The sequence below is a fragment of the Emticicia sp. 17c genome (genome assembly GCF_037153985.1).
GTDB lineage: Bacteria > Bacteroidota > Bacteroidia > Cytophagales > Spirosomataceae > Emticicia.
Genome location: NZ_JBBAYI010000004.1, coordinates 184,171 through 200,312 on the forward strand (window position 1 = coordinate 184,171; position 16,142 = coordinate 200,312).

General features: G+C 40.1%; 15 protein-coding genes. 4 read left to right on the forward strand and 11 right to left on the reverse strand.

Translation table 11 applies throughout. From position 1 onward, the window contains the following. Positions 1-172: 172 nt before the first annotated feature. The gene (locus WAA15_RS10545; protein WP_337042704.1) at positions 173-1,510 is read right to left on the reverse strand and encodes a Gfo/Idh/MocA family protein; all 1,338 of its coding nucleotides are present in this window, start codon (positions 1,508-1,510) and stop codon (positions 173-175) included. A 326-nt stretch (positions 1,511-1,836) separates the two neighbouring features. Beyond that, positions 1,837-2,367, reverse strand: coding sequence for an STM3941 family protein (locus WAA15_RS10550; protein ID WP_337042705.1), 531 nt, complete (start codon positions 2,365-2,367; stop codon positions 1,837-1,839). 195 nt (positions 2,368-2,562) lie between these two features. Here WAA15_RS10550 and WAA15_RS10555 point away from each other — a divergent pair, with 195 nt between their 5' ends. The 3 genes from WAA15_RS10555 (at position 2,563) to WAA15_RS10565 (ending at position 6,480) form a co-directional block, all read left to right on the forward strand. Next, the gene (locus tag WAA15_RS10555) at positions 2,563-3,039 is read left to right on the forward strand and encodes a hypothetical protein (RefSeq protein WP_337042706.1); all 477 of its coding nucleotides are present in this window, start codon (positions 2,563-2,565) and stop codon (positions 3,037-3,039) included. A gap of 60 nt (positions 3,040-3,099) precedes the next feature. Then, positions 3,100-5,073: a glycoside hydrolase family 97 protein gene (locus tag WAA15_RS10560; RefSeq protein WP_337042707.1), complete on the forward strand. Its 1,974-nt coding sequence runs from the start codon at positions 3,100-3,102 to the stop codon at positions 5,071-5,073. Between the two features lie 252 nt (positions 5,074-5,325). Then, positions 5,326-6,480: an NRAMP family divalent metal transporter gene (locus WAA15_RS10565; RefSeq protein WP_337042708.1), complete on the forward strand. Its 1,155-nt coding sequence runs from the start codon at positions 5,326-5,328 to the stop codon at positions 6,478-6,480. Between the two features lie 366 nt (positions 6,481-6,846). Here the strand turns inward: WAA15_RS10565 and WAA15_RS10570 are convergent, their stop codons facing one another. The 7 genes from WAA15_RS10570 to WAA15_RS10600 all read right to left on the reverse strand — a co-directional run bounded on the left by WAA15_RS10570 (position 6,847) and on the right by WAA15_RS10600 (position 12,758). Then, complete coding sequence (locus WAA15_RS10570; protein WP_337042709.1) at positions 6,847-7,131, reverse strand: rhodanese-like domain-containing protein; 285 nt, start codon at positions 7,129-7,131, stop codon at positions 6,847-6,849. Between the two features lie 6 nt (positions 7,132-7,137). After that, positions 7,138-8,094, reverse strand: coding sequence for a hypothetical protein (locus WAA15_RS10575; RefSeq protein ID WP_337042710.1), 957 nt, complete (start codon positions 8,092-8,094; stop codon positions 7,138-7,140). Continuing rightward, on the reverse strand, positions 8,087-9,706 hold the full coding sequence (locus tag WAA15_RS10580; RefSeq protein WP_337042711.1) for an ABC-F family ATP-binding cassette domain-containing protein: 1,620 nt from the start codon (positions 9,704-9,706) through the stop codon (positions 8,087-8,089). Before WAA15_RS10580 ends, WAA15_RS10575 begins: the two co-directional genes overlap by 8 nt. 56 nt (positions 9,707-9,762) lie before the next feature. Then, complete coding sequence (radC, locus tag WAA15_RS10585; RefSeq protein ID WP_337042712.1) at positions 9,763-10,446, reverse strand: RadC family protein; 684 nt, start codon at positions 10,444-10,446, stop codon at positions 9,763-9,765. A gap of 109 nt (positions 10,447-10,555) precedes the next feature. Continuing rightward, complete coding sequence (gene rpsT, locus WAA15_RS10590; protein WP_337042713.1) at positions 10,556-10,810, reverse strand: 30S ribosomal protein S20; 255 nt, start codon at positions 10,808-10,810, stop codon at positions 10,556-10,558. Between the two features lie 200 nt (positions 10,811-11,010). Further along, positions 11,011-11,424, reverse strand: a complete 414-nt coding sequence (locus tag WAA15_RS10595) for a Dabb family protein (protein ID WP_337042714.1) — start codon at positions 11,422-11,424, stop codon at positions 11,011-11,013. Positions 11,425-11,774: 350 nt separating this feature from the next. Further along, positions 11,775-12,758: an alpha/beta fold hydrolase gene (locus WAA15_RS10600; protein ID WP_337042715.1), complete on the reverse strand. Its 984-nt coding sequence runs from the start codon at positions 12,756-12,758 to the stop codon at positions 11,775-11,777. A gap of 48 nt (positions 12,759-12,806) precedes the next feature. On the opposite strand from WAA15_RS10600, the gene WAA15_RS10605 reads away from it, so the two are divergent. Next, a complete protein-coding gene (locus tag WAA15_RS10605; protein WP_337042716.1) occupies positions 12,807-13,877 on the forward strand; it encodes a zinc dependent phospholipase C family protein in 1,071 nt (356 codons plus the stop codon). Positions 13,878-13,960: 83 nt separating this feature from the next. On the opposite strand, the gene WAA15_RS10610 is transcribed toward WAA15_RS10605, so the two are convergent. Both WAA15_RS10610 and WAA15_RS10615 read right to left on the reverse strand, forming a co-directional pair. Next, entirely contained in the window at positions 13,961-15,151 is a 1,191-nt protein-coding gene (locus WAA15_RS10610) for an acyltransferase family protein (protein ID WP_337042717.1), read from the reverse strand. 73 nt (positions 15,152-15,224) lie between these two features. Further along, positions 15,225-15,995, reverse strand: a complete 771-nt coding sequence (locus WAA15_RS10615) for a TIGR02757 family protein (RefSeq protein ID WP_337042718.1) — start codon at positions 15,993-15,995, stop codon at positions 15,225-15,227. Positions 15,996-16,142: the final 147 nt, after the last annotated feature.

Below are 16,142 nucleotides of genomic sequence, written 5' to 3' on the forward strand. Positions count from 1 at the left end.
AAATTGTCCTGATTTATTACAAAACCGACTTGTTAAATTTGTACTTAGTTAATAAATAGTTATACTATACATATAATGTACTAGGGGCAGATTCTTACCGGAAAAGCCTAGTAATACAATGTTAAGGCACAACTCACTTGTATTGGTTGTGCCTTTTTAATAAGAACGAAGTTTAGGCTTTGGGCAACTCCCACGGTGTGCGGTAAGTGGCTTTTAATAATTTATTACCTTCGGTATCATTTTTAAACTGGCGTTTGTCGGCATCCCATTCCAGTTTTCGGCCTGTGCGGTAAGCAATATTCCCTAGTTGAGCCACTACGGCCGTATCGCGGCCCATTTCAATGGTGCAATTAGGGTCTTTCCGGTCTCTGATACACTCGAGCCAGTTTCTGGTATGAGCATCCAGTCCAGAGTCCCAGCTTCGGCGGGCGGGCATAGGTGTAACCATATATTTGCCGTTATCTTCAAGCGGTAGTATTTTCCAATGCACCCTGTTAATAGCTAATATACCTTTCTCACCTATAAAGGCTACGCCGGGTTCACTGACATCGTCCAGATACGGCGATGTCCCCATGCCCATAAACTGTTCCCAGACCAGACTGAAACTACCAAAGTCATAAACAGTTGTAAGGGTATCGGGTGTTTCGGCGGCATCATTCGGGAAAGCCAGTTTGCCACCAATAGCCATCACCGATTTGGGCGATTGGGCATTCATGCCAGCCAGTACCATATCAAGCATGTGTACGCCCCAGTCGGTCATTAGGCCACCAGCGTAATCCCAGAAATAACGGAAAGAGCCATGAAATCGGTTTTTATTAAAGGGGCGTTTAGGGGCAGGGCCTAGCCAGCGGTCATAATCTACGCCTTTCGGTACTTCCGAATCCGGCACTATATCAAAGCCACGGCCGTAATTTACATCAGCCCATGCTTTTACTTGTCTTATTTTACCAATCGACCCCGAGCTTAATTCTTTCAGGGCATCTTTCCAGTGCCTGTCGCTGCGTTGCCATTGGCCAACCTGTACTACTCTGTTATGTTTTCTGACCATTTTCACCATCAGGTCGGCTTCTTCCACATTCAACGAAATAGGTTTTTCAACATATACATCTTTTCCGGCGGCACAGGCATCACAAAGCTGAATACAATGCCAGTGGTCGGGTGTTCCTATCATTACAGCGTGCAGGTCTTTCACCTTGAGCAATTCCCTATGGTCGTTAAACGTTTGTGGTTTATAGCCGAATTTCTTTTCTATTTCGGCAGCTCTTTGAGCCAGCAAGTCGGCGTCTACATCACATAAAGCTACACATCTGGTATCAGCATTTTTTAGGAACGAGTGTAGGTCTGCCCAACCCATGCCATGTACACCAATAAGCCCAACATTAACTACATTAGCGGCATTCTTTTCGGAGGTAGTGGCCTGAGTTTCGGTTAAAGGGGTAGCCGTTATAGCAGCGGCCCCGATAGTAGTTTTACTTAAATTCTTTAAAAATTTGCGGCGGTTAGTTATCATAGGTAAGGTATTGTTTATTTACCCAAAAATAGGAAATTAAAATGAGATTATTGTCATATTTCAGGAATCAGAGAGCACAGTAAGCTATATACAGCAGAGGTATTTTTTAGCTGTGTGTTATTCCAGAGTTAGAAAGGCTTAAAGAAACACTGATACCGGCCAACAGCAGGGTACTTATTTCCATATTCGATACAGTAGATGATATTTTTGGCGAATGCCCACCCCTAAACACAAAGCCTGAGCAAGTCGAAAATTCTTACTCAGGCTTTTGCGTAAATAGCAATGATATTTTTAAACCAGTATTAAAAACTAGCAGAGTGGTATAATTACTTTGATACCGTCTTATACTTCTTTAATTGTTGTTTGAGTAGGGTTTCCAGTTCGTTAAAATTATATTGAAGGCTACCCGCCGAGATGGGTAATCCATAGCCTTTATCGTTGTCTTTCTTGGTGGTTTCTCCTTTTTTATTTTGTTCAAGAGGCTTGTTCATAACAACTGTCAGGAACTTCTGTGTAAACATCTTGGTAGTGGTAAAATCTTCAATGTCAGCCCACGGAATATGTCTTACAGCAATACCATTTGAGTTATCGGTAATGCCTGTTTTGTCTATAATTAGCCCGGGGCTTTTATCGATTAGTTTTTTGAAAATCACAAAGGTACTTAACCCGAAAACACCAATCGATAGCAAACCTATGCTTAAAACAACCGAACGGTTACTGATAAGGCTATTTTTAAACATTTCAGGTTTGGTAGCAAACCAGATACCAATGCCTACAAAAGCAATAGAACTAAAGAGTAAAAATAATAGCCTGGTTTTACTTAAAGGAATTTCGATACGTTCGGTAGAGCTTTGCATAAATTATGTTTCAGGAGTGATAAATATACTTTTATGCCTAAAATTAAGTATTAGTTCTGACTAGGCAAATAATCAGGGTGCAGGAATTAAAATTTTATGTGTCAGCATAAAAGTTGTATCCAAATAAATTTGCATGGCAGGCTTAAAACCACTAGTTTTCGTTTTTATATAACAACTCTATCGCTATTATTTAAAATGCTCAAGCAATCTATCAAAAAAATAACAGCCATTACACTTGTGGTTTCGCTCATTGTGGCCTGTACAAAGCAAAGCACTACTGCCGACAGCAACACTGTACCAATAAAAGGAACATGGAAGTTACTGACCGGCACACTCATCGAAAAGGGCGACACCACCGTAACTGACTATACAAAGGGGGTTTCGTTTATTAAGATTATCAATGATACGCATTTTTCGTTTATTAATCATGATTTGAATCACGGAAAAGATTCAACAACAGCCGCTTTTTCAGCCGGAGCCGGTACTTATACATTAAAAGACAATACTTATACCGAGCATCTTGAATATTGTAATGCCAGAGAGTGGGAAGACCATGATTTTACTTTTACTATCGAAATCAAAAATGATACCCTTATTCAAAAAGGAATAGAAAAAATAGAGAGCCAAGGAATAGAAAGGCTCAATATTGAGAAATATGTAAGGGTGAAATAAAATATAACTTTTGATTTGTTTATTTTCGAAGCATGATATTCGAAAATAAACAAATCCCCTATGAAATACTACCTATTTACTTTAATATTTGGGCTTTGGCCATTTCTTTCGCAGGCAGAAGTCACAAAAGACATTACCTCTCCCGACCACTCTATTCGTTTATCGGTCAAGATTGCTGATAAGCTCACTTACAGCGTTTATTATAAAAATCAGCTTCTGGTTTCCCCCTCAGAGATTGACATGGTGTTATCTGATGGCAAGAAATTATCAGATGGTCTGGCGAATCCGGCATTTGCGCAACGTAGCAACAAAAGCGTAATTATTTCACCCGTACCCGAAAAAAGAAAGCGTATACCTGACGAATATCAGGAGCTTACCCTTACGTTTGCCAACTCTTTCGGGCTTATATTCAGAGTTTATAACGATGGCGTAGCGTATCGGATAAGCACAACTTTCAACGAACCCATACAGGTAAAAACGGAAGTGGCTGCGTTTCAGTTTCCCGAAAATCATCAGGTGTATTTCCCGAAAGTAGTTCCGCCAGATAACATGGATAAATACCATACAAGTTTTGAAGAACTCTATACGGTTCAGCCTCTTGATAGTATTTCGGGCAAAGACCTTTTTTTTACACCTGTGTTAGTTGCGCCTGACCAAGCCCCAAAAGTAGCCATTACGGAGTCAGACTTGGAAGATTACCCGGGTATGTTTCTGGTTGGTACACTTGGTAAATCACTAAGAGGCGATTTTGCTCCATATCCGGCCGAAGAAACAGAGTCGAAAGAATTATATTCGCTTAGGTATGTAACTAAAAGGGCCGATTTTATTGCTAAAACTAAAGGAAACAGGGTTTTTCCGTGGCGTGTGTTAATGATTGCACCTCAGGATAAAGACTTACCCGCCAACGACCTCGTTTATCGGCTAGCTGCGCCCTCACGGGTAGCCGATGTCTCATGGGTAAAACCCGGTAAAGCAACCGACGAATGGATTATTACTTCTAACATTTTTAATGTGCCTTTTAAGAGCGGAATCAATACAGCAACCTATCTGTATTATATTGATTTTGCCAAGCGGTTTGGCTTTGAACGTATCATGATGGATGCCGGATGGAGTGATAATAACGACCTCTTTAAAATAAATCCTGACATTGACATGGAGAAAATTACCAGCTATGCCAGAAGTAGAGGTATTAAAGTGAGTATGTGGACATTGGCACTGACGCTCGAAAAACAACTGGAGCCTGCACTCGACCAATTCAATAAATGGGGCGTAGATTTTATTATGACAGATTTTATTAACAGAGACGACCAGAAAGCGGTGCAACTGTTCTATAAAATAGCAGAAGCCTGTGCCAGACACCGCTTAATGCTTATGTTTCATGGTGCTTTTAAACCCGCAGGTTTTAACCGTACTTTTCCGCACGCAGTAGCACGCGAAGCCGTGTTAGGGTCGGAGTACAATATGTGGAGCAACAAAGTAACGCCTGAGCATAATTTGCGTTTGCCATTTATCAGAATGCTGGCGGGGCCGCTTGACTATGAACCCGGTATGCTAAACAATGCCACTACACAGGGTTTTAGAATGATGCCCGAAAACGTGATGTCGATGACAACCCGAACACAGCAACTGGCTATGTTTGTTATTTATGAAAGCCCTATCCAGTTTTTTGCGGGGAATCCGTCACAAGGATGGATGGAACCGAAATTTATGGAGTTTCTGGGTGGTATTCCAACCGTTTGGGACACTACCCGTGTGATAGACGCAAAAGTGAGCGATTACATCGTAACAGCCCGTAAAAAAGGCAAAAACTGGTACGTGGCAGCCATGACCGACGCCACCCCACGTGACCTGAGCGTCCCGCTGGATTTTCTGGAAGCAGGCACCTATATAGCTACCGTTTGTCAGGATGGCGTAAATGCCGACCGTTATGCCGCCGATTACCGTATTTCAACCCAAACTGTTACTAAAAAGGATGTCCTTCCGGTGCATCTGGCACCCGGAGGGGGGTATGTTGTTAAACTTGTAAAGAAATAAGCACAAAACAAATTGCTTCAAAATAAGTTATATTGCATATAATCAGTCAAGGCTGATTGCCGTATTGTAACGTTAAAAAACTCCTCGTATTCTGAATGAAAATTATACACAGAATAGGCGAGGAGTTTTTTTATAAATTAAGGCCACAGAATACAAGAACTAATGCTACATTTTATGATTGAAAATCATATCTTGCAAAAAATTAAAGCAGAAAACTAATCGATTTACTAAATATACAGCCGTAACCTAATCATGAAAAATAAAGGAGCTATTACCGGAGCTGCTTTCTTAATGGCTACCTCTGCCATAGGGCCCGGGTTCCTGACCCAAACCACAATTTTTACAGAGAAACTACTAGCTAGTTTCGGGTTTGTTATTTTACTCTCTATTCTGCTTGATATAGCTACACAGTTAAATATCTGGCGTGTAGTGGCTGTTGGCAATAAACGCGCACAAGACCTAGCCAACGACCTCCTGCCGGGGCTTGGATACTTACTGGCTTTTTTAATTGTGATTGGTGGGCTGGCTTTTAATATAGGAAACGTAGCAGGGGCAGGGTTAGGCCTTGAAGTGCTTTTTGGGCTTGACGTAAAAACAGGTGCTATCATTAGTGCCATCATAGCTATTGGAATATTCTTATCGAAAGAAGCAGGAAAAGTAATGGATACATTTGCTCAGATACTGGGTTTTCTGATGATTTTCCTGATTATATATGTAGTATTTGTGGCTAAACCACCAATATTTGAAGCACTGCAACATACCATTGTTCCGCAAAAATTTGATGCACTGGCAACCATAACCCTTGTAGGCGGAACAGTAGGCGGGTATATTACTTTTGCCGGAGTACATAGGCTTATTGATGCCGGCATTAGTGGTGTTGATAAGCTACCGGAAGTAAACCAGAGTGCTACCAAAGGAATTTTAGTAACAGCGGTTGTGCGCTATTTATTATTTCTGGCTTCTTTGGGTGTGATAATGATGGGTTTTAGTATCGATAAAGAAAACCCTGCGGCCTCCGTTTTTCAGAGTGCTGCGGGTAATATTGGCTACAAAATATTTGGGGTAATAATCTGGTGTGCTGCTATCACGTCAGTAGTGGGGGCGGCTTATACTTCTGTGTCTTTTCTGCGTACTTTTCACCCTTTTTTTGAAAAATATTATCGAACAATAATTATAGGTTTTATTATTTTTTCAACTATTGTTTTTGTACTTATTGGTAAACCTGCAAGTATATTGGTTTGGGTAAGCACATTAAACGGATTTATTTTACCAATTGGGCTAGCAATTATTCTGATAGTAAGCCGGCAGTCTAAACTTATGGGTAATTATAAACATCCGGTGTTATTACAGATGCTGGGTTGGTTGGTTGTGGGGTCAATGTTATCTATGGCTATTAACGCATTTTAATTGAGTAGATAAAACGCCAGATAATAGCAAGAGAAATAAAGCAAAAAATAGAAGTCAGAATTATAGATGCGGAGTTTAATTATAAAACAAAAATAGAATTATTTTAAATTTTTGTTTTTTTTGCAGGCAATCTCCTTTGTATATAGGTTTTTATTGTATTTTTGCGGGGTCGAAACTTTAAAATTAAAACGAATATGTTCGGTTATCAATATCCTACTTGGGCAGCCCTTTTGTTTTTTGTAGCATTATTAGCACTTTCTTTTGCCGTTGGAAAATGGTTATTAAAAAAAGAAAGAGACTATGATGGCTTCTAAGTCAGTCAATATTCCTCAATAAGTTGCCAATAGTCCAGCTTATTGAGGAATGTTAGAAAATGCCTTCCTCAAGGTGTAGTATTTTTATATCGGGTAGCTTCTTTGTTAAAAGACGTGCCACTATGCTACTTCGTGTGCCATTCGAACAAGCCACAATTATAGCATTATAATTTTTCAATTCTTCCAGCCTTTCTGTAATTTCGTGTGGTGGAATATTAATGCCACCTATGTTAAAATCGGCAAACTCCCATGTCTCGCGCACATCAAGCAGCAATGTATCAGGCTGCGAAAGTATCCCCTCCAGTTCTTTCTGTGATATTTCGGTGAAGTCAGACAAAGGCGTTTATTGTTTTGTTAGCTCTTTTTTTATGTTCTCAACAACCGCAGCAGAAACGCCAGCCAGTTGAGCTATTTTTTCGGTATCGAAATTCGTATCATTTAAAAGATTTTTAACAAAAGCTAGTTTTTGTAATTCGATTCCCTTCTCAATACCTTTTTCAACACCTTTTTCGATACCTTGTTCAATACCTGCTTCTGTTGCCCGACTTAATAAAAATTGTTCTATGCCCATAGTTGTATTTTTACCTGTTAAAAGCTCAATTTCTTTATCAAATCTACTAATAGTTTCTTCGCTTTCAAAACGTATGTAATATTTTAAAAAGTTCATTAAGGCTCGTATCTTTTCTTTTGAAAACTGCTTTTGCAAAAGACTTCTGGCTAAATCTATTTTTAGCTGAAATAATTCAAGCTCATCAGTTTTTTTACTTTTTAGGGCCGTTTTCACTACCAGAATGATAATAGCAAACGGGTTATTACTATTGAGTAATACTTGTTCGTTCTGCTCAATTACTTTGTAAGTATTATATTCGTAGCGGATACTCGTACCCAGAAAGGAGGTTTCAAACCTGTCGGCATGAAGTTTAAAGCTGTCGTCAGTAAACAATGCAAAAGCCGTAACAGGCTTGTTATATTTGTCGAAGATGCGGTAAAAGTAAGTAAACATCCGCTCGGGGAAGTGTTTATCTTTATAGCCTTGTACTTCAATATGTACCAGAATCCATTCTTCTTTGCCATCTCTCATGAATACTTTCACCAGTTTATCGACATACTTGGGCGAAAAACTGTTATCCTGAGGTGGAAAAAGTTGCTCCAGTTCTTTATCCAGAAATTCAAAGCCTTTTTCCATGGCAAAGAGTTCATCGGCCTGATGAAAGAAAAATCTCAGGAAATCATCGAAAACATCTTCAATGATGGCTTTCCAGAGTGAATCATCAGACCTGAACTGCTTTTTTTTAGGCATATAGGGCGTCTCTTTGAGATTTTACTTTTTCGTTAGTTAAGTAATCGTCAAAGTCCATTAGTTTGTCCAGACAACCTTTTGGCGTTAATTCAATAATACGTGTAGCCACTGTTTGGGTCAGTTGGTGGTCATGGCAGGTAAACAGAATATTGCTCGAAAACTCTTCCATGCCTTTATTCAGTGCCTGAATCGACTCAAGGTCCAAGTGGTTAGTTGGCTCGTCGAAAAGCAACACATTTGCCCCTGAAAGCATCATTTTCGAGAACATACAACGCTGTTTTTCTCCCCCTGATAACACCGTACATTTTTTCAATGCTTCTTCTCCCGAAAACAACATTCTGCCCAGAAAACCCCTGATAAAGGTTTCGTCTTTTTCGGTAGAATACTGGCGTAGCCAGTCAACTAAATCAAGGTCACTGTCTGAAAAATACTTGCTGTTATCATTAGGCAAATAACTGTTAGTAATAGTAATACCCCACTTGAAAGTTCCGGTGGTGGCTTTTCTCTCACCCATCAGAATATCAAACAGAGCGGTTACGGCTAGGCCATCTTTGCTCAAAAAGGCAACTTTTTCGTTGCGTGATACCTGAAAATTCAGATTTTTGAACAGGAAAGAGCCGTCTTCTAACTGATAACTCAGGTTTTCTACCAATAATATCTGGTCGCCTACTTCACGCTCCGGTTTGAAACCGATATAAGGATAACGGCGTGATGATGGCTGAATTTCTTCAATGTTCAGTTTCTCAATCATTTTCTGACGAGCCGTAGCTTGTTTTGACTTAGCCACGTTAGCAGAGAAACGACGGATAAACTCTTCCAACTCTTTCTTTTTCTCTTCTGCTTTTTTATTCTGGTCGGCTTTCTGGCGGGCAGCTAACTGGCTCGACTCATACCAGAATGAGTAGTTACCACCATATAAGGTAATTTTCTTGAAGTCAAGGTCGGCAATATAGGTACAGACGTTATCAAGAAAATGGCGGTCGTGAGAAACCACAATTACAGTATTCTTGAAGTTCATCAGGAAGTTCTCCAGCCATAGAATCGAATCAATATCAAGGTTGTTGGTCGGCTCATCAAGCAGAAGAATATCAGGGTTACCAAATAAAGCCTGCGCTAGTAATACCTTTACCTTGTCAGAAGGGTTCATGTCGGCCATCATGGTATAATGAAGGTCTTCTTTAATACCTAGCCCCGACAACAATGAAGCTGCGTCTGAGTCAGCTTCCCAACCATTCATTTCGGCAAACTCTGATTCCAGTTCGGCAGCGCGGTTGCCATCTTCTTCCGAGAAATCAGGCTTTTCATAGATAGCGTCTTTTTCCTGTATGATTTCATACAAACGCTCGTTACCTCTGATAACCGTATTTAAAACGGTTTCGTTGTCAAAGGCATTTTGGTTTTGCTTTAAAACCGACATCCGTTCACCCGGGTCCATACTAACGTTCCCTGTGGTGGGTTCCAGCTCACCTGAAAGTATCTTTACAAAAGTTGATTTCCCCGCACCATTGGCTCCTATAAGCCCATATACGTTGCCAGAGGTAAATTTCAGGTTTACTTCTTCAAAAAGAGTACGTTTACCAAAACGAAGCGAAATATTTGAAACTGTAAGCATTTATATCAATAGGATTAAAATGTCAAAGAAAGGTTTTTATATATGTTGAACTAGTTTCAGAAAATGCCTTGGTCGGCAAAACTAAAATAGCCATTGTCACCAAAAATCAGGTGGTCAAGTACCGGAATATCCAGTAATTTGCCAGCATCTTTAACTTTTCTGGTTAAATCTTTATCTGCCTGACTAGGGGTCAGGTTCCCTGACGGATGATTATGTACCAGAATAATGGCCGAAGCCAGATACTCAATAGCACTTTTGAAAATCATTTTTGGGTCGGCTACTGTTCCTGCTACACCGCCAGTGCTTATCTGCATGGGTCTGATAACTTCGTTTGCACGGTTCAAGAGTAAAATCCAGAATTGCTCGTGCGATAAATCCATTAAATAAGGGCGAATGGCCTGATAGGCATCGTCTGAGGAGGTAACTCTGGGTTTCTTGAGTGTATCACTTTCTTTTCTTCGCCTGCCTAGCTCAAGTGCTGCTACTATCGAAATCGCTTTGGCGTCGCCGATGCCCTTAAACTTCATTAAATCGTTTACGCTTAACTTTGCTAACTCGTTCAGGTTGTTTTTTGTGCTTTGCAAAATCAGCTTTGACAAATCAACCGCTGAAAGCTCTCTTGTGCCTGAGCCAATCAGAATAGCAATCAGTTCTGCGTCCGACAACGCAGCTTTACCTTTTAGTATCAGCTTTTCTCTGGGGCGGTCTTCTTCTGCCCATGAGGTAATGGTGTTAAGCATAAATTTTTGTAAAGTTTACCCAATACACAGCACACATCCGGCAGACAATACTTAAACAAAAAATGCCCACGGAGGTGTTCCATGAGCAAAATATTGAATCTCACATGAATTACGCTAGTGCGTTAATGTGTTTTGCTAAACCAGATTTCAAGTTTGCTGCTTTGTTTTTGTGGATAACGTTTTTACGTGCTAATTTATCCAACATAGAAGCGGCCGATTTAAACAACTCTGTTGCGGCTACTTTGTCAGTGATACCACGTAGTTTTCTAACAATAGTACGAGTTGTTTTGTGTTGGTAACGATTTCTCAAACGCTTTGCCTCGTTCGCTCTGATACGCTTTAATGCCGACTTATGATTTGCCATTTTATTATTAAAATTTGTCTGTTCTTTTTTGGTCGATTTTCAATTGAGGGTGCAAAAATAGTTATTTTATTCAAAACTGCAAAGCATAACCACAAAAATATAAAGCTAACTTCTTGATTTTAAGAACAAATATTGCCCCTCATAAAAAAAGCACGCTCAAAAGCGTGCTTTTTCTGATATTCTTTGATAAACAGGATAAATTACTTTATCTCTGAGTTAATAACCAAAACTCTTTCCCAGCTATCTTTATTAGCCTTTTCAAAGGCCTGATACTCTGCACTCTGACGGAATTTCTCCATCTCTTCGTCGGTTCTGAAAGTAAGGTAGTGCATCACATCATATTCTGCTGTGGTTCCACTTTCCGAAATAGTATTACCTGCCGAGTAATTAACAATTTCTGGTAATTCACGTTTCAGGTTCTGAAAACCATCCAGATGTTTCTTAATGGCTTCTGCCGAAGTGCCTTGTTTGAATTTATAACAAACAATGCGTTGTTTCTGCGCTTTTGGTGGCGTATAAGCCGAGCCGTATGCTACCATTAAAAAAGCAAAAACGCCCAGTGCTATGGCTGGTAATAAATATCTCAATAACGATTTTTTCTGTGTATGACTCATAATGTTTTTTCCGAATAATATTTTGTATTACACTGCAAATATAACACCTTTTATTTTAAAATATTGCATTATTTTAAGAAAATATTTTATTGATTTTATATTTTTTTATTTTGACAAAATAATATTTTGTTTTTGTGCATTTTTGTAAAATACCTTTAATTGTATGAAAATTGTAAAATAGAAAGAATGAGTTTGATTTTTGTTGGTTTTTGGAATGAAAATAAAAAATCTCAGAAATGAAGGTTTCAAATCTGAGATTTTTGTTCGGAAAAATTATTTTTTCTCAATAATCAGGTGTGAAAATACCCTATGCCGAATATTTCCTATTTCTAAAATAATATTCTGATGGCTTATAAAAACTCCGCAATGGCTTTTTTAATTTTATCACTTTCGCAGCCCGTGGCAAGGTGTCCGCAGTCGCTTGTGAGTTCTAAATAATTAGTATTCAATGCCTTAGAAAAGCTGATAGCCGCTTGCGGGTTCACCATTTCGTCGCGCAAGGCAGCAATTACTAAAACCTTCGCTTTAATGTAATCGGGCATTTCGGCTAATGTTTTACCCGAGGTACGGTAAATATCCTGCGAGAGCATGGCTTTTATCTGACAAATCCAGTTTTCTGGATTATTGTTTTTTACGTAGTCGTCTCCGGCTTTTTTCAATTTCTGATACGCTTCTTCGGTTTTTTCGGTGCGCAAATAAAAATCAGCCGTAGCCAGATTCAGGTTATGTACGCCCGCTACTTGCCGCATGGCATTCTGGCGTGCTAAGGTATTTTTACCAGCTTGTTCTATAATGTTCCATTCGGTTTTCCAGAGCAGAATATCGTAGTATGACTGTTTCGGGGTACCTACAATCGGAATCGCTTTTTCCATAAAGTCAGGGTAAGCAACCAGCCATTCAAAAGTTTGCATACCACCCATGGATATGCCCATTACCGCGTGTAGATGTTTTATTTGTAAATGCTTGGTCACTAAAGCATATTCAGCGTTAACCATATCTCGAATGGTGATGTCTGGAAAAGCAGCAGTATTTGAAGGTGATGACGAAACGCCATTTCCGAGGGCATCAACCAGAATCAGATAAAATCGGGTCGTATCAATCATAGTGCCGGCATTGCCTACCAGATTCTGGCTTTTTCCGCCAAACCACGTCGGGAACAAAATGGCGTTGTTCTTTTCGGCATTTAAGGTTCCGAACGTCCGGTAGCCGAGTTTACATTGGTTGATGGCTTTACCTGACTGGGTTTTAAACGAACCTATATTTGCAAATTTCAGGGTATTCTGGGCAAAAACCTGAGCCGAACAAAGGCAAAAGAATAAGGCAATTTTTTTCATTTTAACAGAATAGGTATAATATTAGGGGAATTTTTAAAACAACTACGAATGAAGCAAATAATGCTGCCTTTTGCAAGACTAAAAAACAAATTAACAGTACTGGGCTTATTAATATGCTGTTTGGCTCAAACCGGATTTTCTTTCGTGCGGCCTTTGTCGGTTTATCCTGATTGCCCAACTTATAAAAATACTTATTCCTTTAACTGGGGCTTTTATGCTCATCGGCATATTAACCGCTTGGCTGTGTTTACTTTACCGCCCGAAATGTTTGGGTTTTACAAGAAAAATATCGACTTCATTACCACCAATGCGATTAATGCCGACCAACGGCGTTATGCCATGGAGGGCGAGGCACCACGGCATTTTATTGATCTCGATGTCTACGTCGATTCTCTGAAAAACCAGCTTCCTAATTACTCATGGAAGCAGGCTACCGAAAAAATAGGGGAAGATTCGCTCTATAAACACGGTATTGTGCCTTGGCATATTAATGCCATGAAATATCAGCTGACTGAGGCTTTCAGAAAAAAGGACCTTAAACGTATTCTGAGCCTTTCGACCGACATGGGGCATTATATTGCCGATGCACACGTGCCTTTGCATACTACCAGAAACTATAACGGACAACTAACCAACCAACTGGGTATTCATGGCTTCTGGGAAAGCAGGCTGCCAGAGTTGTTTGCGGCTAACTATGATTTTTTTGTAGGGCAGGCAACTTATGAGGCTTATCCGCAAAAAAGGGCTTGGCAGGCGGTTATCGGGGCGCATACTGCGCTTGATTCGGTGCTGACATTTGAACGAAGATTGAGTGACCAACTTTCGGAAGATAAAAAATATAGTTTTGAAGAGGTAAACGGAAATACGGCTAGGGTTTATGCCAGAGATTTTTCAGTAAAATACCACCAGATGCTCCAGAAACAGGTAGAACGGCAAATGAGGGCTTCAATAAAAATGATTGGCGATTTTTGGCTTACCTGTTGGGTAGATGCCGGCCAGCCTGACTTGTCTTCTCTACAAAAATATGAATCTACACAGCAGGAAGCCGAACAGGATAAGGAAGAAAAGAAATCGTGGCTCAGGAAATTGTTTGAAGCCCGACCAGAAGATAATCGGTAGGTCGTAGGCCGGATTGGTAATCCGGCACCCAGTTATGCAGGCTTGAGGGTATGAACACAGCCATACCCTTAGCCCGTAAAAACCTATATTCTGATAAACAGTTTTTTGTCATACATCCATTTCAGAATCAGCCATTCAAACAATAGAATCAACCCTCCATGAATAAGACTTTGGTAGGCATCGCCTAAAATACTGGCATAATTTTGTCCTAAATGTATTTTTAGCGAATCTGATATGTAAGAATCAACCGTATGGGCAATTACATAAGCCGCAATTGAGTTCATGCCAATAACCGTCAGAAAGAAAAACCATTTACGTTTCTGGAGTATGTCTACACTCCAGAAAAAAAACGAAAGTAGTAAAAAACACCATCCACCGCTGAAAATAACCCATGTGGGTGTCCAGATTCGTTTCACATTAGGGCATATACCCGACCAGTTCAGCAAGGTTCCCAGCACAACACCTGAAACCCCTAAAATCAGAAAAAGTTTAAGTTTCTCTCTCGATTCTCTGTCCGATTTCAAAATGTTTCCAGCTATCAACCCAATAAGCATGGTGCCTAAAGTAGGAATAAAACTTAAAGTAGCGTATCCGCCTCCGTTATACAGAAAAGGTTTTTCGCGTGGGAACAGGTTCAGAAACCAGCGGTCAAAAGCCCAAGCAAGATTCGTGTTTTTATTCCAGTGCGCAGCAAATCCCGTCAGGTTATGCTCCCAATCTTTAATAGCTCCGGCAGTATTGTAGTCAAATTGGGCATCGGGTAGTGGGTAAAGCGCAAAAGCCAGCCAATAGCCCGCCAGTATAACACCGAGGGCAATCATTTGTGTTCGGAATGACCTGAACCCTAGCAGAAATAAAAATGGGTATCCTAAGCCTATTTGTGTAAGCGTATCTTCAAAAGTAAATTTGGTTTGTGTTGCCCACTGCGAGCGTAGAAAAATACCTAGCAGTATCAGAATTAACGACCGCCAAAGGGCGTGTCTGAATACTTTCCAGAAATTGGTTTCCTGTTTCAGCCGGCTAGCAATAGAGTAAGGTAAAACTACCCCTACCAGAAAAGAAAAAGAAGGCTGAATAAGGTCGTGTAACGAGCAGCCTACCCACTCAACGTGTTCCTGATGATGCGCCAGAAAACGCCAGAAGCCACTCTCAGGCAAAGCCTCCGAAATTTTATGAAAACGTAGCACTTCTGCCATCATAAGCAGCATAACAAAACCACGATAAACATCGGCCGATGCCAAACGTGGAGGAGGAGGGGTAGTAGTAGTGGTCATAGTTTAAGGGTTGAAATTGTAAGTAAAAATAAAAATTTCCTGACTAAGTAAATGCTTAAGCAGGTTTTTATTCTTACATATATCCTTCAACGCCTAAACCAAACAACGCAAAGTCATATTTTACGGGGTCGGTAGGGTCAAATTGCTTTAGGTTTTCTGTAAGCTCTGCGGCCATTTGCCAGTCGGTTTTCGGGCGTGTAATTAATCCGAGTTTGCGGCCTACACGTTCAACATGTACATCGCAGGGGCAAACCAGTTGTGCCGGAGAAATCTTTTGCCAGATACCAAAATCTACTCCTTTATTGTCCTTTCGTACCATCCAACGTAAAAACATATTTATTCTTTTGCACGATGAGTTCCTGGCGGGGGTAGCAATATGCTTGCGTGTACGGGCCGGATAATCTTCCAGACCGAAAAATATGTGCTGAAAGTTTTCCAGACTAGTTCTGATATTGTCCGACTCACCCGTCAAACCTTTAGTAAAGGCTTCTTCGAGCGACTCATGGCGGGCATAAAAATCTTTAAAAAACTCAATAAAATACAGCGTATCAATATGGTTGAAAGTGCGGTGCTTGAAGGTAAGAAAACGCTTAAGGTCAGTATCCTGATGATTCCTGATGAAATCAAAAGGGGCACCATCCATAAGTTTTACCAGTTCGTTACATTTATTGATAATTGTTTTGCGCTGCCCCCATGCAAGGGTAGCAGCAATGAAACCCATAATTTCAATATCTTGCTTTCGGGTAAACTGATGCGGAATACTAACAGGGTCGTTAGGAATAAAATCAGGTTGATTAAACAGCTCGTATTTTTCATTGAGCAGGTTTAAAATGTAGTCAGACATAACAAGTCCTTGCGCCCATCCATTGGCAACGAAGCAATAAACTTACTTCTTTATTAATTTTAAAATAAAAACAAAAATGCTGGAAATTGCAGAAAAAACGGCTACAATACCAGTAAATAATAAGCCGAAAGCAGTAATAACAGGATA